The sequence below is a fragment of the Pseudoalteromonas sp. S3431 genome (genome assembly GCF_000690035.1).
In the GTDB taxonomy this organism is placed as follows: domain Bacteria; phylum Pseudomonadota; class Gammaproteobacteria; order Enterobacterales; family Alteromonadaceae; genus Pseudoalteromonas; species Pseudoalteromonas fuliginea.
Genome location: NZ_JJNY01000110.1, coordinates 1 through 18,554, shown reverse-complemented (window position 1 = coordinate 18,554; position 18,554 = coordinate 1). Strand labels below are relative to the sequence as shown.

17 protein-coding genes and 1 tRNA gene are annotated in these 18,554 nt (G+C 38.0%); 8 read left to right on the top strand and 10 right to left on the bottom strand.

All coding sequences use genetic code 11. From position 1 onward, the window contains the following. Positions 1 to 226: 226 nt before the first annotated feature. Positions 227 to 754, top strand: a complete 528-nt coding sequence (locus DO88_RS00885) for a hypothetical protein (protein ID WP_033041001.1) — start codon at positions 227 to 229, stop codon at positions 752 to 754. 21 nt (positions 755 to 775) lie between these two features. Here DO88_RS00885 and DO88_RS00890 read toward each other — a convergent pair whose 3' ends face one another. After that, entirely contained in the window at positions 776 to 1,300 is a 525-nt protein-coding gene (locus tag DO88_RS00890; RefSeq protein WP_033040999.1) for a CIA30 family protein, read from the bottom strand. A 193-nt stretch (positions 1,301 to 1,493) separates the two neighbouring features. On the opposite strand from DO88_RS00890, the gene DO88_RS00895 reads away from it, so the two are divergent. Further along, positions 1,494 to 2,081, top strand: coding sequence for a LysE family translocator (locus DO88_RS00895; protein WP_007378264.1), 588 nt, complete (start codon positions 1,494 to 1,496; stop codon positions 2,079 to 2,081). A 12-nt stretch (positions 2,082 to 2,093) separates the two neighbouring features. Here the strand turns inward: DO88_RS00895 and DO88_RS00900 are convergent, their stop codons facing one another. Then, positions 2,094 to 2,921 carry an AraC family transcriptional regulator gene (locus tag DO88_RS00900; protein ID WP_008134662.1) on the bottom strand — a complete coding sequence of 276 codons (828 nt, stop codon included), beginning with the start codon at positions 2,919 to 2,921 and terminating at the stop codon, positions 2,094 to 2,096. Between the two features lie 154 nt (positions 2,922 to 3,075). Here DO88_RS00900 and DO88_RS00905 point away from each other — a divergent pair, with 154 nt between their 5' ends. Next, positions 3,076 to 4,449 carry an MATE family efflux transporter gene (locus tag DO88_RS00905; protein ID WP_033040997.1) on the top strand — a complete coding sequence of 458 codons (1,374 nt, stop codon included), beginning with the start codon at positions 3,076 to 3,078 and terminating at the stop codon, positions 4,447 to 4,449. Positions 4,450 to 4,514: 65 nt separating this feature from the next. Here DO88_RS00905 and DO88_RS00910 read toward each other — a convergent pair whose 3' ends face one another. Next, a complete protein-coding gene (locus DO88_RS00910; RefSeq protein ID WP_033040995.1) occupies positions 4,515 to 5,063 on the bottom strand; it encodes a hypothetical protein in 549 nt (182 codons plus the stop codon). 17 nt (positions 5,064 to 5,080) lie between these two features. Further along, entirely contained in the window at positions 5,081 to 5,656 is a 576-nt protein-coding gene (locus DO88_RS0118465; protein WP_050482476.1) for a hypothetical protein, read from the bottom strand. Between the two features lie 235 nt (positions 5,657 to 5,891). Between DO88_RS0118465 and DO88_RS00915 the strand changes: the two genes are divergently transcribed. From DO88_RS00915 to DO88_RS00925, 3 genes are all read left to right on the top strand, one after another. Beyond that, complete coding sequence (locus DO88_RS00915; RefSeq protein ID WP_033040993.1) at positions 5,892 to 6,902, top strand: RDD family protein; 1,011 nt, start codon at positions 5,892 to 5,894, stop codon at positions 6,900 to 6,902. A 74-nt stretch (positions 6,903 to 6,976) separates the two neighbouring features. Continuing rightward, entirely contained in the window at positions 6,977 to 7,228 is a 252-nt protein-coding gene (locus tag DO88_RS00920; RefSeq protein ID WP_033040991.1) for a type II toxin-antitoxin system Phd/YefM family antitoxin, read from the top strand. A 133-nt stretch (positions 7,229 to 7,361) separates the two neighbouring features. Next, complete coding sequence (locus DO88_RS00925; RefSeq protein ID WP_198022422.1) at positions 7,362 to 9,665, top strand: P-loop NTPase fold protein; 2,304 nt, start codon at positions 7,362 to 7,364, stop codon at positions 9,663 to 9,665. A 70-nt stretch (positions 9,666 to 9,735) separates the two neighbouring features. Here DO88_RS00925 and lnt read toward each other — a convergent pair whose 3' ends face one another. The 5 genes from lnt to miaB are packed head-to-tail and all read right to left on the bottom strand — an operon-like array spanning position 9,736 to position 15,206. Next, a complete protein-coding gene (lnt, locus tag DO88_RS00930; RefSeq protein WP_084166046.1) occupies positions 9,736 to 11,298 on the bottom strand; it encodes an apolipoprotein N-acyltransferase in 1,563 nt (520 codons plus the stop codon). Beyond that, on the bottom strand, positions 11,279 to 12,163 hold the full coding sequence (gene corC, locus DO88_RS00935) for a CNNM family magnesium/cobalt transport protein CorC (protein ID WP_007378276.1): 885 nt from the start codon (positions 12,161 to 12,163) through the stop codon (positions 11,279 to 11,281). Before corC ends, lnt begins: the two co-directional genes overlap by 20 nt. 22 nt (positions 12,164 to 12,185) lie before the next feature. Continuing rightward, positions 12,186 to 12,644 carry an rRNA maturation RNase YbeY gene (ybeY, locus tag DO88_RS00940; protein WP_008138284.1) on the bottom strand — a complete coding sequence of 153 codons (459 nt, stop codon included), beginning with the start codon at positions 12,642 to 12,644 and terminating at the stop codon, positions 12,186 to 12,188. Between the two features lie 4 nt (positions 12,645 to 12,648). Beyond that, on the bottom strand, positions 12,649 to 13,707 hold the full coding sequence (locus DO88_RS00945) for a PhoH family protein (protein ID WP_033040984.1): 1,059 nt from the start codon (positions 13,705 to 13,707) through the stop codon (positions 12,649 to 12,651). Positions 13,708 to 13,757: 50 nt separating this feature from the next. Further along, the gene (gene miaB / locus DO88_RS00950; protein WP_033040983.1) at positions 13,758 to 15,206 is read right to left on the bottom strand and encodes a tRNA (N6-isopentenyl adenosine(37)-C2)-methylthiotransferase MiaB; all 1,449 of its coding nucleotides are present in this window, start codon (positions 15,204 to 15,206) and stop codon (positions 13,758 to 13,760) included. A gap of 244 nt (positions 15,207 to 15,450) precedes the next feature. On the opposite strand from miaB, the gene DO88_RS00955 reads away from it, so the two are divergent. Next, the gene (locus DO88_RS00955) at positions 15,451 to 16,632 is read left to right on the top strand and encodes an FAD-dependent monooxygenase (RefSeq protein ID WP_033041005.1); all 1,182 of its coding nucleotides are present in this window, start codon (positions 15,451 to 15,453) and stop codon (positions 16,630 to 16,632) included. Positions 16,633 to 16,831: 199 nt separating this feature from the next. Then, positions 16,832 to 18,421, top strand: coding sequence for a putative bifunctional diguanylate cyclase/phosphodiesterase (locus DO88_RS00960; protein ID WP_033041003.1), 1,590 nt, complete (start codon positions 16,832 to 16,834; stop codon positions 18,419 to 18,421). Positions 18,422 to 18,426: 5 nt separating this feature from the next. Here the strand turns inward: DO88_RS00960 and DO88_RS00965 are convergent. Beyond that, positions 18,427 to 18,501: transfer RNA gene (locus DO88_RS00965), tRNA-Gln, on the bottom strand. Positions 18,502 to 18,554: the final 53 nt, after the last annotated feature.

The window sequence follows — 18,554 nt, the reverse complement described above, 5'->3', positions numbered from 1 at the left end:
CAACTAGATACAAAAATTTTTGCCTAGTTCTAGCGTAATTTTCTTAACGTTAAATAGACTTCATATATAAGCAGATTGGTATAATTTGATTCAAAGTAATTAATTGCTAAAGCCCTACTTTAATAAAGTGGGGCTTTTTGCTTTTAGCTAACAATAAAATTTACTCAAGGATTTTAATACGAGGTCGATACCTATAAAAGAGGTAAGCTATTTTAGGGACAAAATAATGAAGATTTCAGCGGCTCCCATTCCATACCAAGTACACAGCTCAAATATTCAACCTTTAGCGCAATCAGATAAACTAGCTGTTGAAAAAGGAAGTGAGGAAGAGAATGAGGAAGAGCCAAAATATGTGTTATCAAAGTTTTTAGATACCAAAGCGCAAAAATACAGTGAAGATAACGCAACATTTGGCGATCAGTATAAAAATCTCGAAAAAGTATATAAACACTTCACTGGGCGAGTTATTGCGCTGCAAGAACAAATTAATAAACTTAAACAAAGCCCCGTACAACGTAGTTTAACTATAAATACTTCAGCAAGTGAGCTAGATGAAAGTGATGCGAGTTTAACTTTAGACGCTGAGCACCTAGGTTCTAAAAAATATAAAAACACGCAACAGCAAGAGCAAATAGATATGTTAGAGCTGCAATTAGGGGAGTTAAAATCAGAGCAAGCGGCAATAAAGCAACAAATGGTTGAGCTGGTTATTAGTGAAATGAAAAGGCGGGGCGATCACGACTATACTGTATAGCGCCACTAACATGCTGGTGGGTTAGCTTTTAAATTCGATTTTACTCACTTCAAGTTTAAATTTACCTTCTTGCTTACCTGCAATCATAAAGCCTAGCTGTTTTATATCATTAAAATCAATAATAGGCTGTTGCTCAAGCACTCGTCCGCGATACGTTAAAGTAAAATCGCTCGAGGTAAAGTTGATTTCTACCCATTCGCTTTTTATTGTTTTAAATGAGTGGATGTACGCTGCGCCATCAAGGTAAGTAGTTGTTCTGAGCCTAAGCTGATAGATTTGCCCATCGCCCTTAACACGCAGCGCTATAGTTTTTGAGTTTTGATCTTGCGTGTCAATTTCGGTACGTATTGATGCAAAACCGCCATTATTAGCAAGCGAAACATTGCCTGTAAACAGCAAGCTATCTTGTGTTTTTGTTACTTGGCTATTAGATACGCCGCCCATTACAGAGTCGTTGATAACATACCATTGTTGATTTGCATTGGCCTCGCTTGTCGCTAAGACTAAGTTAAATACAAACAGTGACGAAAGCTGTTTAGTGGTCATGGTCGATCCTAATGAATTAACAATTTATAGATACGACTAAAAATATTAATAGTTCACAATGCTGAAAATTAAAAACTAGTATTGATATGCGCGAAATAACTTACTTTTATTTGATTAAGTCAATTTTGTTCAATACCAGCCTCTATTTAATGTAGACACTCATCATCAGTTTGAATTAATTAGAAAGTGAACCATGACTTTATCTTTAATTATGTCAATGTCGTTATTTGCATTAGCTGCGTCTTTATCGCCAGGGCCAGTTAATTTAGTTTCATTGAGCAGCGCACGGTATGGGCTAAGAACTGGCTTAATGTTTATAACCGGTGCAACACTTGGGTTTATTTTTTTGTTTTTAGTTATTGGATGGGGTTTAAACTATCTTCTTGATAAATTGCAATGGATCACTGAAGTATTGCAATGGGCTGGTATTACTTTTTTACTTTATTTAAGTTATCAATTATTTGTAGATAATGGTGAATTAAACTCAGACAGTAATAAAAGTTCACCTACCTTTATTACTGGGGTAATCATGCAATGGCTAAACCCAAAAGCATGGTTAGCATCACTATCGGGAATTGCGACTTACATCCCTAATGCAGAGCTATTTGAAGTGTTTACGTTTGCCAGTGTGTATTTACCAATTTGCTGGTTGTCGCTGAGCATGTGGGTATGGATAGGTATAGTGCTAGGGCAGTACTTTCAAAGTCCTGCAAAAATACGTTTTATGAATAAAGCATTGGCAGTGTTACTTGCCGGGAGTTGCTTTTTTATTATAAGTTAATGTGTTTTTATTCTAAATACAGCGTCGATATTGTGCTGGTGTTGCAGCAACCCGCTGTTTAAATACACGTTGAAAATGAGCTTGATCACTAAATCCTGCATTTTGAGCCACCGTTGAAATGGCATCGCCTTGCTTAAGCGCTTGTTGACTTAGTTGTATACGCAGATTTATCCGATAAGCATGTGGACTCATATTGAAGTGGCGTTTAAATGTACGTATCAAGTAGCTAGTATTAAAGCCAAATTTTTTGCTAATAACCTTAATTGGTTCGTCATCCTGACAATAAAGGGCGAGGTAGTTTGCAACTTTATACAGCCTATTAGGAGGTAGGCACGTATTTTCTTTAATATCAGTGCTATCGATGTATTCAAATAACGTAATCAAATACTGGCTAAGTAAAGACTCTTTTTCTAAAGAAGACAGCTTATTCGACATAAGGTTTCGGCAAACTAAAACAAACTGCTGGTAAAATACAGGGGTTGTTAATGTATCAGGTTGGCTATTACACCAGTGGTTACTTGCCCTTATATTAAACTTAACAAGCAATTGAGCTAACCAACTTTTATCTACATGCATCATATAATAAGCCCAGGGCGAGTTTTGGTTGGGGTTGCATGCGTGTACAGCATCGGGGTTCATTAGCACTAAAGTGCCTTTATCTATTTGGTAAAGTTTGTCTTCACAAATAAATTCACTTTGGCCCTCTAAAATAGCACCAATTGACCACTGAGCATGAGAATGGGCGGCGTAAGTTACTTTTCGACCATCCAAAACTTGCCTTAGTTCTACATAAGGTAGGGCGTTATCTCGCCAAAAAAGAGGGTATGTTGAAGGAATCATAATGAATCTTTTAATGAAGACTTACCGCCAGTATAGCAAAGTTGTAGTATGAAATTCACGCTATATAAAACACCTTTCCATAACTATTAAAAGTATGCTTAATTGCACGCAACTTGTTATGATAACTATTCTTATTAATGGTTAAGATAATAATATGCATGATCTAACTCGTGGCTCCATACCGAAGCATTTAATCAAAATGGCTATTCCTATGATGATAGGAATGATAATTCAAACATTGTATTTTTTAGTTGATTTATATTTTGTAGGTAATTTAGGTGGAAATGCTTTAGCAGGACTCAGCTTAGCGGGTAATGCAATGTTTTTAATTTTTGCACTCACGCAAATTCTTAATGTGGGAACAACCGCGTTGATTTCTCATGCAGCGGGTCGAAAAGATGCCAAAGATGCAAATGCAGTGTTTAATCAAAGTATGATGCTGGCTAGCTTAATGGCCTTGGTTGTCATGTTTTTAGGTTATTTAGGGTCTGATACATACTTAACTAGCATTTCAACAGACCTTGCAACAATTGAAGCGGGACAACGTTATTTGCATTGGTTTTTGCCGGGTATGGCATTGCAGTTTCCTTTAGTTGCAGTTAGTGCTGCGTTAAGAGGAGCCGGTATTGTTAAGCCAACTATGTTGATTCAAACCTTGTCTATTATCGTCAATATTATTTTATCTCCTATTTTAATTATAGGTTGGGGAACTGACTTTCCAATGGGTATAGCCGGAGCTGGGTTGGCAAGTACTATTTCGGTAGTTGTTGCGGTAGTAATGCTATGCGTATACTTTGTTAAGGCTGAAAAGTTCGTTACCTTTAAAGTCAGTTTATGGCGCGTAGATAGCGCTATTATAAAGCGCTTATTAGGGATTGGATTACCCGCAGGAGGTGAATTCTTTTTAATGTTTGCATATATGGGGTTAATTTATTGGTTAATTCAACATTTTGGACCTGAAGCCCAAGCTGGCTTTGGTTTAGGTTCTCGCATCATGCAGTCATTGTTTTTACCTGCAATGGCAATTGCGTTTGCTGCACCAGCCGTCGCGGGTCAAAATTTTGGTGCAAAGCAATTTGACCGTGTCCGAGAAACCTTTTTTTGGTCAGCCCTAATGACATGTAGTTTAATGGCAGTGTTAAGCGTAGTTTGCTTTTTTATTCCAGAATTACTAGTGCAAGGGTTCTCTGATGATCAAAATGTTATTTTAGTTGCAGCTACATTTTTACAAATTATTTGTATTAACTTTATTCCTACGGGCATAGTGTTTACGTGTTCGGGGCTATTTCAGTCTCTCGGTAACACACTCCCTTCACTTTATAGTACTACACTGCGGATTATTTTATTTGTTTTACCTGCTCTTTTATTAAGCCAAATGGATGGCTTTAATTTAACGCAATTGTGGTATTTATCGGCAAGCACAGTTGTTGTTCAGGCAGTTATTAGTTTTATGTTATTACGCAGAGAGTTTAGGCATCGCTTACCTAAAAGTGAGCCTATTGATGAGAGCTTAGTAATTTTAAAGTAAATAAATTTATGTAATATAAAAAAGGAGCTGTATGAAATCATAAAGCTCCTTTTTAGTTTATTTATTTACTTTATTGAAGCTATAAATTCTTCATCAGCGTATAGATTCGTAAGCAATTTTTGAACTAATTCTACATAACTTCGCTGCCCGTTTGGTATTGCAATTGCTCCGAGAAAAGAAGAGTCGAAAGTGTGTTCGGCAGATATTACCTTATCAAATAAAGTAATATCGCCATCTGATACAGTAAATTTAACTTTTATAAACGCACTGCCTTCAGAGAAACCTGTTACATCAATGTCTTGCTCAATTACTTTTCCCGAGACTTGCTTTGTTGCAACGCCAGACCATAGTTTTGCTAGTTTTAATTCTTGTATCAAAGCGCTCTCAATATATTCACCATAGCTGTTGCCTACTGATGAAACAAGAGGTGAGCCTCGAAGCGATATCTTATTTAATTTTTTTTCAGATTCAATTTTTCCGACTGAGACTGGTGTATTAGACTCTTCTTTTAGTTTAGAAACGTTGCTGATATCTGCACTATAAGGTGGAACTTGAATGGTACATGCACTTAAAAATAAAGCCGAGATTAAACCCAGTGAACTTTTATACTTCATTTTATTTCGGTCCTTATTTATAAGTTTGATTGATCAAGCTCTACAACTAGTTTGTTGAATGCTTCTTCTGTTGCACGTTTTGCAGATAAAGAAAAATCATTTTTAAACTCATCAAATTCAGCTTTGCCAAAACCTTTAACTTCACTATTCCATGCTATATCGCCATTGTTATTTAAAGTTTTACAGTTTAGCGTGAAAGTAAATTCTGTAGGAGGCCATGTGAATAAGCTATCTGAGCTAGATTCCGTTGTTATTGTCGGTATGAATACATACTCAATTTTTTTATCTTTTAAAAATGCACTATTAGTTAATGATTCAAGCTTATAAACGTTCTCAAATTTATTAGAAAGCACAGTATACAGTGCTGCTTCTGTGTCTTTATAAGGTTTGTAACTAACATTATCGCCACCACCGCCAGGTGTTTTTACTTGCTTTTTTATATCATCTTCAGAAATATAATAACCTACAGCTGATGCTGATTTATTTTCTGTAACTTGAAGTTTTTCAGTGTCTGGATTTAAACTTATTTGGTGGGCACAGCCACTCAAAATAAGGACAGAAAACAAGAAAAACACGTTAGTTAATAACTTCAAAATATACTCCATGTATTTAATTTTAAGGATGAAAGAAATTCGAGCGTTAATATATGTTCAATAGGTACATTTGTAAATGATGTTAACCTAAAGTTTGTAATTTGAGGCTTATATTTCCTTTTATCCAATTGGCCGAGACGGTGCTTTTAGTAAATTGGGGTAAAAGTTAATGTTGAGCAAAAAATAAAAAACGCGTAAGTTAACCGGGTTACCTATTTTAATAACAAGAAAATAAATGAAAGCCAAAGAGATAGAACAATTAGAATTGTCGAATTCTGAAACCAGAGAAGTGATTACCCCCTACGCCTTTAAAATTGACAGTGCTTTACTGGGCTTGCCTTTAGCTACGCCAATCCGGCGTGCACTAGCTATTATTATTGATGTAGCACTGATATTTTTAGCAGCCAAGCTCAGCGCGGCTTTAATAGCATTTGTTGCTGCAATGGCCTTTTATAAAGGCACGGCTCAGCAATACCTTCCAAAAATGTCGAATGTGTGGCGAAGAATTTTAAAAATAACGGCAGCAAGTATTTTATTTGTAAGCGCACTTACTGTGCTTTCAATTGGCATTGATTACCTAGAAGGCGATAACGCTGATCAAGGTTTAGCTGTTCAGGGCGTAAAAATACAAGATGAAATTCAGCTTTCCGCCACAGAAAAACAACGGGTAAATACTTATTTAGCGCAAACAGCCGATGAAAGCTGTGAGCAACCTTGCCAACAAAACGCGTTTGATAATTTAATTGGGCAAGTTCCCAAATTAGCAGAAATGGACGACCTACAAAGCCCACAACTTGCTACCCTACTTTTACAGCTATTAGTGGTCAGTGAAAATAACGAAATAAAGCCTGCACAGTTAATAGAAGAAAAACCTGCACAAACAACCACAAACAGTATTTTGCAGTGGAGCAAGGGCATTATTCAAGACCTAGGCCTTGGCTTTGGTTGGGCCGCCGTATATTTTACGTTGTTCTCGTTATTATGGCGCGGACAAACCCCAGGTAAAAAAGTATGTAATATTCGCGTAGTAGCGCTAAGCGGTGAACCATTAGGTTTATTAGATTGCTTTGGCCGATATGGCGGCTACGGCGCCGGTTTTGCCACGGGCTTATTAGGCTTTTTACAAGTGTATTGGGACCCAAACAGGCAAGCCATTCAAGATAAAATATCAGCGACAGTGGTTATTAAAGGTAACTTGAATCAAGTTGTAAATGTTGAAACGGTAGAAGATGCAGTGAAAGAGTAAAGTAATTATAAAAATATACAGATTGAGTTAAAAAACTTAAAATTAAGTACAGGTTTAACTTTATCAGGTGTTTTATGAAAGCGTTATTAGCTGATGGTTCAGCAAGTATTTCAGAACTGAGAAAAAATCCAATTGGGCTCTTAAATAAAGCTGGTGGAAAGAGCATCGAAATTTCGAAATATAATAAGACAGTTGCTTATTTAGTTCCTGCACAATTGTATGAGTTGATAATGGATCAGCTTGATGACTATGAATTAGCTAAAATTATTGAAAGTCGTAGAGCTGATTTATCTCAGGAGATTGAAGTTAGCATTGATGACTTATAGCTCTTATCAATTGAATTACATTAATTAGAAAAAGCTAATGCTTAAAGTGACATAAAGTAGCTCAGACTATTTTTCTGTTTATATTAGGGCGTGTTAGCATATAAAAAAGTGAATATTGAGTACATGGATGAATATGGTCACTTTTTCTCGTTATACGACATTAATTTTATATGGTGTTATTACCTATATTTTGTTTTTAATTATGTCTTCAGTAACCATTATTCAAGAATTGTTGCTCGCTTGGACTAATCTTCTTCAAAAAACATTTAATACTTCAAATTTCACACCTTTGTATGGTTACGCTACATTATTATTTTTAGCAGGCTTAGCCGTAAACAAAATTGCAGATAGCTTTTCTATCTATAATTCAAAAAGGTATTGGCAATTTAATTGGCGGTATCCTTCGCTAATGCTATCTGTAACATGCACTATTGCTATTTGGTTGTTTTTTGAATCTAAAGCAACTGGTTCTGTGGTTAGTTTAGAGTTAGTACTCTTATACTTACCTCTTATAGTCGGGTTAGTATTTTTACCTGTATTAGAACTTTTTAAAACTCGTACTAAACCTAATAAACCAAAAAATAATGCTTCAACGCGGCATATTGCTAAACAAATTGAAAAAACTTTATGCGATAAGAAAAATCAAGCGAAGAGTAAGCGCATTTTAATATGTGGAGCTTTTGGTGTCGGGAAAACAACGGCAATAAATTTAGCAGTTGATAAACTAAAAAATAAAAAAGAACTGCCTAAATTAGTTCACTGTAATATTGATCTGTGGGGTGTTGAAGCTGAATCTATTATCCAATATGTATTGGATGAAGTGCTAATAGCACTTAGTACTGAAATTGATATGTGTAAGTTCCGTTCTTTACCGTCGCACTATATTTCAGCTATGAATGCAGGTAATACGTCTTCTAAAATATTTGCAGCGTTTATGCATAAACCTACATCTCCTGATGCACTTTTAAAAAGCTTAAGTGATGTTATTAATGCAGCAAATTTAAGGTTATTAGTAACGGTTCAAGATCTCGACCGTAATGCAAAGGCGCTAGACAGTCTTCATGCGCTTGCTGGTCTGCTAGATCGATTAGAAGAACTGCAAGGTATAGATTATATTTTTGCAGGTGAAAACCGCCCAGAGTTTTCAGATACGTTACTACGTATTTGCCCAATCCGATTTGACTTTTCTATCCCCAATTTTACTGAGGAAATAAACGAGTTAGAAAATGAGTTAATAGATGCAGATATGAAAAACTATTATCAAAAAATTCTTTTGGGTCAATATATACCTGGGTGCCCACAACTCATTAATCAATTGTTACCTTCATTTAGGGCTTTACACACTCTTGAAGAACAAATTAAACCTATTTGGCAGACGTTAGGTGGTGAAGTATTATTTTACGACTTTGTTTTACTTCAGGCATTGAAAAATAATAGCCCAGCTATTTACGATGCACTAATAGTGTTATTAAATAAAAAGTCCTTTAAAAGCCAACCATTAACTAAATTTATTGCAGATAACTTTTCTCGGGAAGATAATTTAGATAAAGAACTTATAAAAAGTTGTTTAGTTCACTTTGGCTTAATTGATATTTTTATTAATGAGAAAAGTAACGAAATATGCGTTTCAAAAGATAACCCGCCTGCTCATGTTTTATCATTTTATAAACACGAGCATATAAGTAGCTCATTAATCGAAGGCAGACTTACAGCGAAAAAGCTTAAACAAAGGCACGTTTTTAAAACGTTGAATGAAATTTCTAGTGGTGATAGCCGTATTATTAAAAACCAAGCAATTACTGACTTATGTGCCGCTGTGGAAGATAATGAGACTTCTGGTTTTTGGCTTGAGTCAATCAAGTATTATGGTTGGCATATTCTTTACAATGAAATTAAAGATGAAGTGACCGTTATGCAATTATTTGAAAAAGCGATTAATGTTCGGTCATCAAGGAAATCTTTAGAACTTCTAACATCATTTGCTGTAAGAGGCTATGATGTTGACTCAAGTAGCGCATTTGTTAAATACCTTTTTTCAGAAAGGATAATAAACGACTTATTTGAGCAACGTACCTCTTTTAAACATGGAACCTTGTTTGCACTATTAAAAATTTATAAGGGCTTTAGCGGTGAACAGAGAGATTATAAAATCCCTATGAATAATCTTATTTTACAATTTATTGATGGCAAGGATCCTGTCAGCGAAGCTAATTTGCTGTATTTATTCTTAAACTGTCACGACGATATTCCTGATTTAGTCAGTGCTTTAGATAAAGCAACTCTAAATAAAGTACACGCTTTGATCAAAAATATTAAATCAAAAAACACCCGTGTGATTTATAGTCAAATAGTTGATAGACCAGAAGTAAGCGAAAGTAAATTTGAAGGTCTAAAAAATGATGCACTGAAGTTTATATCGGAAATGTTAAAACTTTAGTTTCAATTAATTGAGGCAGCTATTTTAGCTTGAAATTAAAGCGCGATAATTATCTTACCGCGCTTTAATCTTAAGTGTTTATTTTATCTTTCAGTTTTACCCCAACCCCTAAAGCACCGAGCAACACCACAAATCCCCATACAAACATGTTTCCGTATTGGCTGTACACGCTGTCGCCTTGTATAAGCTTTATATCGGCTTTCATGGTTGCAGCTTCAAACTGTGGCATAGTTTGTTGTGTGTGGCTTATTGGGTCGTATACGGCGCTTACACCATTGTTGGTAACGCGTACCAGCGGGCGTTGTAGTTCGAGCGCGCGCATGCGAGCTATTTGCATGTGTTGCAATGGCCCAATAGAGTCACCAAACCAGGCGTCGTTACTTACGGTAAAAAGTAGGTCTGAGTCGCTTTTGTAGTTACCGCGTACTAAATCGGCAAATACTATTTCGTAGCAAATGGCGGGTAGCAGGTTAAAACCATTGGCACGTAAGTTGTTTTGTACTTTATCACCACGAGTAAACGACGACATAGGTAAATCAAATAGTGGTGCTATTGGGCGCAATATATCTTGAAACGGTACAAATTCGCCAATAGGGAGTAGCTGGTGTTTTTGATAGCGGTTTTTATCAAGGTAATGGTAATGCCCATGCTCGTCGCCGCGCTCTTTATTACCGACAACAATAAGTGTATTAAATATGTTTTTGGTGTCTCGCTGGTAGTCAACAATACCGGTTACAAGGGCGGTTTTATTAAACGAGGCGGCACTGTCTAAATTGGCTAGGTAGGAATAGGCAAGCATTTCTATTTCAGGCACTGCGGCTTCTGGCCATACTATTAAGTCGGCATCCCAATGTGGGCGCGTCATATCTTGGTATTTGCTCATTGTGGTCCAAAACTCACTTGGCTCAAAGCGCAAGTGTTGCTGTATGTTGCCTTGTACAAGCAATACTGACATGTTTTTATCAGTGTAATGAATACTGCCTGTGGTGTTTGCACCTGTAAAAATAAGCGCAACAGCAGAGGCAGTAAGTGCTGGGGTTTTAATATCTTTTTGGGTAAGTCTATACAGTGCAAAGCCAATAGCGACACAGGTAAGTGTTAAGCCAAACTCGCCAATATAAGGGGCAAGCAGCCTAAAAGGTCCGTCAGTTTGTGTATAGCCAAAACTTAACCACGGGAAACCGGTAAGTACAGTGCCACGTAAATACTCACTAATTGCAAAGCAGGCAATTAGTGATGCGCCAAAGCTTTTAGGGCCTGTGGCAAAGCGAGTAGTTGCCCAAAAGGCAAGGGCTGGGAATAACGCTAAGTATGAACACAGTAAGGCCATTAACGAGAGCGACGCAATAAGCGGCATGCCGCCAAAGGTGGCAATAGAAACATGTACCCAGCTTATACCTGCACCAAACCAGCCTAGGCCAAATATAAAGCCATACTTAGCGGCACTTTTTGCGTGTGCTTTACCGGTATTATTTGGGTTGATGCAAAAAATTATGGCTGCAAGGCTAATAAATACGATGGGCCAAATTTCAAAGGGGGCATAGCCAAAAGTTAAAATAAGGCCCGCAACGAGTGCGAGCCATGCTTTTTTATCTTTTGCTAATACGGTAAGCCTAGTTAGCAGTTTCTTCAATGTCGTTATCATCAGCCTTAGGAACGGTGACTTGCAGTTGCAAAATACGACGATTGTCGGCGTTGGTTACTTTAAATTGGTAACCTTCTATATCAATCGTTTCACCACGACTTGGCATATGGCCAAATGCGTGCAGTACAGTCCCGCCAATAGTGTCGGCTTCGTCTGTGCTGTAACCTGTTTTAAAGTGCTCGTTAAAGTCATCTACAGGTGTGAGTGCTTGCACTACGTGAACATGTTTAGCAAGTTGACGAATATCTTGATGTTCTTCTTCTTCGTCGTGCTCATCTTCGATTTCGCCAACAATTATTTCAAGAATATCTTCAATCGTTACTAAGCCCGATACGCCGCCATATTCGTCAATAACAACGGCCATATGGTAGCGTTGCTGACGAAATTCATTTAGCAATGTATCAACACGTTTGCTTTCTGGCACTACCATAGCTGGGCGTAAATAATCGCGTATTGATGGTAAGTGCTCGTCTTTATTTAAGATAAGCGGTAGCAAATCTTTAGCGAGTAAAAAACCTTCTACATGGTCTTTGTCTTCAATCACCACTGGAAAACGTGAGTGAGTTGAATCGACCATCATTGGAATTAGCTCTTCAAGCGGGCTGTCGATCTCAAGAGTGATCATTTGTGAGCGCGGAACCATTATGTCTCGCACTTTAAGCTCAGACACGCCAAGCACACCTTCTATCATCTCTTTTGTTTCTGGATCGATTACGTCTCGTTCTTGCGCATCGGCAATAACTTCGACCAGCTCTTCTCTATTCTGGGGTTCCCCTTGCAACATTTGGGCTATTCTACCCAACCACGTTTTGCCAGAAGAACCCTGGCTAGATTGCGAGTTACCGTCGCTCATTGCGTCTAATTGCTCCGTTAATTTAAATTTCGTCCCGGTATGGGTCTGCTATGTTTAGCTCTGCAAGTAATTGCTTTTCTATGCTTTCCATCTCAAAAGCATCTTCACTCTTTATATGGTCAAATCCAAGCAAATGCAAGCATCCGTGAATAACCATGTGAGCAAAGTGGTCATGAAATGACTTTTCTTGCTCAATTGCTTCAGCTAATACAATGGCTGGGCAAATAATTAAATCACCAACCAAAGGAATATCTATTCCGGGTGGTGCTTCAAATTCAAACGACAGTACGTTGGTTGGTTTATTTTTACCGCGATAGTCGTTATTAAGTTGTTGCGATTGCGCTTCGTCGCTAATAACGATGCTGAGTTCTGACTCGTCACGGTATTGGCTAAGGGCTTTGTCGGCCCATAGTGCAAATTGTTCTTCGCTTGGGAGGTTGTCAAACTCACAGGCTATTTGTAAATCAAGTTCGGTTGTCAAAGTATTACTCTTTAGTAGTAGGCTGTTGAAGAGCTGCAAGTGCGTCTTTTGCATTTTGCTTTTCAATGCGCTTAAGTCGCTCGCTTTCGTCGTTACGCTCGTAGGCTTCAACTATGCGTGCTACAACAGGGTGGCGTACTACATCGTGGGCTTTGAAGTAGTTAAAGCTAATTTCGTTTACGCCATCAAGCACTTCAATTGCATGGCGAAGGCCTGAGCGTGTGCCACGCGGTAAATCAACCTGTGTAATATCGCCTGTAATCACCGCTTTTGAGTTAAACCCTATACGGGTTAAAAACATTTTCATTTGCTCGGCGGTGGTATTTTGGCTTTCATCTAAAATAATAAAGGCATCGTTTAAAGTACGTCCGCGCATGTAAGCAAGCGGGGCGACTTCGATGATATTTTTTTCGATGAGCTTTTCTACTCTTTCAAAACCTAGCATTTCAAAAAGCGCATCGTAAAGAGGGCGCAGGTATGGGTCTATTTTTTGACTTAAATCGCCTGGTAAAAAGCCAAGCTTTTCGCCCGCTTCTACAGCAGGACGCGTTAATAATATGCGGCGTATTTCTTGGCGCTCAAGGGCGTCAACGGCGGCAGCAACTGCAAGGTAAGTTTTACCAGTACCAGCAGGGCCAATACCAAAGGTAATGTCGTGGTTTAAAATATTAGCCACATAAACACCTTGGTTGTCGTTACGTGGTTTAATAACACCACGGCGGGTTTTAATCACCATTTCTTTGCCGTAAGCGCTGCTTGATGCGTCTTGCTCTAGGGCTTTTGATTCGGTAATCGCTAAATGAACGGCATCGGGTTCTATTTCGCCTAAAACACCACGCACTGGTTGAGTATCAACATAAAGGTTTTTTAAGATTTCTACAGCGCCGGCGCAGTTGTGTAGTTTACCGGTTACTTTAAAAAAGTTGTCACGGTGAATTATTTCAACAGCCAGGTGGCGTTCAATTTGTTTGATGTTTTCGTCAAACGGGCCACATAAAGAAGAAAGGCGTTTGTTATCGGCAGGTTCTAAATAAATCTCTAACGTTTTTAACTGATTACTCAAAATTGCTTCCTATCGTACTGCGCCAGCGTTAACTGGCGCTAATTGTGTGACTAAGGAACGAAAGTAGCTACGCCAATTTCGTTAACAGTGTCTGGTTTTGGCTCTGCAGCTGCAGCTTTAGTTAAAATAGCTGAAGGAGCGACTTCACGTCGTAAGTTCATTTCTGATTCTGTACGAATTAAGTCACCACGTAAAGAGTTAGGCAGTGCTTCGGTAATACGTACATCAACAAACTGTCCGATCACTGTGTGCGGGCCAACAAAGTTTACTACACGGTTGTTTTCGGTACGGCCACGTAATTCCATTGGGTTCTTCTTAGAAGGACCTTCAACAAGGATACGTTGCTCTGTATCGAACATTTGACGGCTAATTTGCTGCGCCATTTGTGTAATACGGTTTTGTAGTAAGTATAAGCGTTCTTTTTTCTCTTGCTCTGTTACGTCATCTGGCAAATCTGCCGCTGGCGTACCTGGGCGCGCACTGTAAATAAAGCTAAAGCTCATATCAAAACCAATGTCGCTAATAAGCTTCATGGTTGCTTCAAAGTCTTCTTTACTTTCGCCTGGGAAACCAATAATGAAATCTGACGACATGCTTAAGTTAGGGCGAATTTTACGTAACTTACGAATTGTCGATTTGTATTCAATTGCCGTATGGCCACGTTTCATTAGGTTTAATATACGGTCTGAACCACTTTGTACTGGTAGGTGTAAGTGATCTACAAGCTCTGGTACATCGGCGTAAACCTCAATGATGTCTGGGGTAAATTCTACCGGGTGCGATGTGGTGTAACGAATACGGTCAATACCATCAATAGCTGCAATAAGACGAATTAAATCAGAGAAGTAACAAATTTCACCATCGTGCGTGTCGCCGCGGTATGCGTTTACGTTTTGACCTAAAAGATTTACTTCACGTACGCCTTGCTCTGCAAGTTGTGCAACTTCAAGTAGTACGTCATCGACTGGGCGACTAACTTCTTCACCGCGAGTATAAGGTACAACACAAAAAGTACAGTACTTAGAACAGCCTTCCATAATTGATACAAACGCAGATGGGCCATCTGCTTTTGGCTCTGGCAGGCGGTCAAATTTTTCAATCTCTGGGAATGAAATATCAACAACCGATGAGCCTTTGTCGCCTTGCACTTGTTTAATCATTTCTGGTAAACGATGTAGTGTTTGTGGGCCAAAAATAACATCTACAAATGGCGCACGTTGGCGAATAGAATCACCTTCTTGTGAGGCAACACACCCACCTACACCAATTATTAAATCTGGCTTGTCGTCTTTTAATAACTTCCAGCGACCTAATTGGTGAAATACTTTTTCTTGTGCTTTTTCACGAATTGAACAGGTGTTAAGTAAGATTACGTCGGCATCTGTTGCATCTTCAGTTAGCTGGTAGCCGTTAGTGGCATCTAAAAGTTCAGCCATTTTCTGAGAGTCGTATTCGTTCATCTGACAACCCCAGGTTTTAATATGCAGCTTTTTGCTCATTGAAATATAGCCTCGTGTTCAATTCGATAGTGGCACAAAAATGTGCTTGAAACAGGATTAAGGAGCAAGCATGCTCACTTAAAGGACGCGTATTTTAGCTGGATACCCGCCCAGATCCAAGTATAGTTTTCATGTTTGTGATCTCAAATCAATACGAGGCCAGTTTAATGTGCTGTTAGGGATATCCTCTGGTATAAAACAAATTAATTTTGATACAATCAAAACAGACTCAAGTAATAATAAAATGATGAAAAACATGACTAAAAATAATGTGATAGTGGTTGGTGGGGGCATGGTTGGCGCGGCTATGGCGATAAAGCTTGCTCAGCAAGGCTTTGGCGTTCGCATAATCGAAAAACACCTAATAGACCCATCACAGCTTCTTAGTAGTGATAAGGTGGATATTAGAGTGTCGGCTATTAATCGTTTTTCAGAAAATTTACTTGATGAATTAGGTGCCATGCCGCTTTTAAGACAAAACCGCATAGCGCCTTATCAACAATTAGAGGCTTTTGAACGCGGTGGTGACAATTTGTTATTTGATTGCGCCGATATAAACACCACGCATTTAGGTCATTTGATTGAAAATAATTTAATTCAAGCCTGTTTATGGCAGCAATTTGATCATTATAAGATTGAGGTTATTGAGCAAGCCACACCGATTACTAAAATAGAGCAAACCAGTGATTTAATTACGCTTGAGTATGGCGCTCAAACCTATACCGCTGATTTAGTAATTGCAGCCGATGGTGGGCAGTCGCAATTGCGTGATAAGGCGAATATTGGTATTACGGGGTGGCAGTACCAGCAGCATTGCATGGGGGTGTTAATTAAACTCGATGCGCCGCAACAAATTAAAACCTGGCAGCAGTTTACGCCAAGTGGGCCACTCGCATTTTTGCCAATGCAGGCACCGCACGCTAATTTAATTTGGTACGACGATGCAAATACACTGCAAGCATTTAAAGGGCTAAGCCCAACTCAGTTAAAAACGCACATACTTAATAAATTCCCAGAGCTTGCTGGAGACTTTGAAGTACAAACCCATGCGATATTTCCGCTTACTCGCCAACATGCTAACAACTATTCGCAAGGGCGTTTGGTTTTAGTGGGCGACGCTGCACATACAATTAATCCGCTTGCAGGGCAGGGGGTAAATTTAGGTTTTCAGGACGTAGTGGCACTTGCTGAGGTTTTAGACAATGCAGGGGATATAGGGTGCCCGTTAATGCTTAAAGAATATGAGCGAGCTCGCCGTAAGGCTAATTTGTTAATGATGAGCATGATGGATGCCTGTTACTTTGGCTTTTCTAACCAAGTAGCGCCGCTTAAATGGGCACGTAGCCAGTTTTTAAAAATGGCTAATAATACAGGGCCAATAAAAAACTGGGTGTTAAAATATGCCATTAGCGGAGAGCTAAGTTAGTTTCTAAAAAGATTACCCCCTAATAAAGCGATTAACAATGCTGTTAATCGCGCCCTTAAAAGTTATAACCTCTTCATAAAACAACAATCATATTTGGTAAGTGGGCTACCCTGAGCTTTTTAATCTAGGTGTATTTTATTTCGTTATTAGATTTATTAGCCATACTAAATGTATAACAAATTGCATTTAAAGAGTGTCTGTGGATAAGCCATTTATTTTTATGATTATAGTAGGGATATTACTGTTAACTGTAAGTATCAAACCAACAATACAAGTATGCAAAAAAACGAATCGGTTTGCATGGAGCTTATTGCTTATTTTAATTGTGCTGTTTATTTTTGGCTACTGTTGGGTACTTTATTATTTTACTTTTTATGGTGGTGAACCGTTTGTAACAACTAGTGTTTCATTTATTTTAGTTGGTGGCGGCACATTTGTTTATTTAGTTGTTAGGTTAAGCCTCAAAAGTATCTTAGAGCTAGAGCGCTCAGCTCAACACCAACAATTTCTAGCTGAACACGATAGTTTAACTAACCTACCTAAACGTAAAAAATTCTTTAATGTACTCAATGAGAACATAGAATATAACCAACCTTTCATTTTGTTTTTAATAGATTTAAATAACTTTAAACGTGTAAACGATACTTATGGAAATAATTTTGGGGATTTGTTGTTGTGTGCATTTTCCAAAACATTAAGCCAACACTTATCCGAGATTGCTAAGTTATATAGAATTGGGGGAGATGAATTTGCATTGCTTTTAAACTCAGCCACTCAGGATAAGTATGATTTATGTATTCAATTAATAAATAAGTCAGTACAAAAACCTTTTTTAATTTATGAACAAACTATACGCGTTAAGCTAAGAATTGGAGTGAGCTATTACCCCAAACATAGTATGCAAACTAACGAACTATTCAAACAGGCTGATTTAGCGCTGCATGAAGCAAAAAAGACACAGCAACAGATTGTTATTTATTTTAAGGATTTGAGCATTAGGGCGGATAATTTATTTGATATGTCCTTACTTATAAAGCAAGCATTGAAAAATGAAGAGTTTGAGCTTTATTTACAACCAATATTTTCTTCTAACCTTAATGAAATGCATGGAGCTGAAGCATTAATACGCTGGCCACAAAGTGATGGTTCATTTATTAGCCCTGAGGTGTTTATTAAAACAGCTGAGCAAATGGGGTTAATTTTAAATATTTCCAAGTGGGTGGTGTTAGAAACTATAAATCATTTAAAGTCGTTAAAAGCTTTGGGGTTTATCGGGGCTATTCACGTAAATTTATCAACAAGGGATTTAGAGAGCCAAGATTTTTATGAGCTTATTGAGCAATTAATCAGTGTCGATCCGACGTTGAGTGACTCAATAATTTTTGAAATCACAGAGGGTGCTATGATGACAAATATAGAAGCCGCTCGCACTATGATGTACAAGCTTAACGACCGCGGCTTTGAGTTTAGTGTAGATGATTTTGGGACTGGATTTTCTTCGTTATCATTACTAAGAGAGTTACCAATCAACCAAATAAAAATAGACCGGTCATTTATTAAAGATATGCTAACACAACCCGCTGACTATGCGATTGTAGAATCAACGTTATTTTTAGCTAGCAGACTTAATTGTAAAGTAGTGGCAGAGGGCATTGAAAATAAAGCGCTTAGAAATACACTCACAGCAATGAAATGTGATTATTTACAAGGGTATTATTATAGCAAACCTATTAAAATTAATGATTTTATACTGAAGTACTTAAATGAAGAAATAGGTGGGGTAGTTTAACAAATTGGCTGGGATACCAGGATTTGAACCTGGGAATGCCAGGATCAAAACCTGGTGCCTTACCGCTTGGCGATATCCCAACTATAAATTTGCATTAGTTTTAGTTCTTAATAAGAACATGGTGCGGAAGGAG

Coding starts and splice junctions, on each gene's coding strand:
- DO88_RS00885 (WP_033041001.1), top strand. CDS start 227: ATGAAGATTTCAGCGGCTCCCATTCCATACCAAGTACACAGCTCAAAT.
- DO88_RS00890 (WP_033040999.1), bottom strand. CDS start 1,300: ATGACCACTAAACAGCTTTCGTCACTGTTTGTATTTAACTTAGTCTTA.
- DO88_RS00895 (WP_007378264.1), top strand. CDS start 1,494: ATGACTTTATCTTTAATTATGTCAATGTCGTTATTTGCATTAGCTGCG.
- DO88_RS00900 (WP_008134662.1), bottom strand. CDS start 2,921: ATGATTCCTTCAACATACCCTCTTTTTTGGCGAGATAACGCCCTACCT.
- DO88_RS00905 (WP_033040997.1), top strand. CDS start 3,076: ATGCATGATCTAACTCGTGGCTCCATACCGAAGCATTTAATCAAAATG.
- DO88_RS00910 (WP_033040995.1), bottom strand. CDS start 5,063: ATGAAGTATAAAAGTTCACTGGGTTTAATCTCGGCTTTATTTTTAAGT.
- DO88_RS00915 (WP_033040993.1), top strand. CDS start 5,892: ATGAAAGCCAAAGAGATAGAACAATTAGAATTGTCGAATTCTGAAACC.
- DO88_RS00920 (WP_033040991.1), top strand. CDS start 6,977: ATGAAAGCGTTATTAGCTGATGGTTCAGCAAGTATTTCAGAACTGAGA.
- DO88_RS00925 (WP_198022422.1), top strand. CDS start 7,362: ATGGTCACTTTTTCTCGTTATACGACATTAATTTTATATGGTGTTATT.
- corC (WP_007378276.1), bottom strand. CDS start 12,163: ATGAGCGACGGTAACTCGCAATCTAGCCAGGGTTCTTCTGGCAAAACG.
- miaB (WP_033040983.1), bottom strand. CDS start 15,206: ATGAGCAAAAAGCTGCATATTAAAACCTGGGGTTGTCAGATGAACGAA.
- DO88_RS00955 (WP_033041005.1), top strand. CDS start 15,451: ATGATGAAAAACATGACTAAAAATAATGTGATAGTGGTTGGTGGGGGC.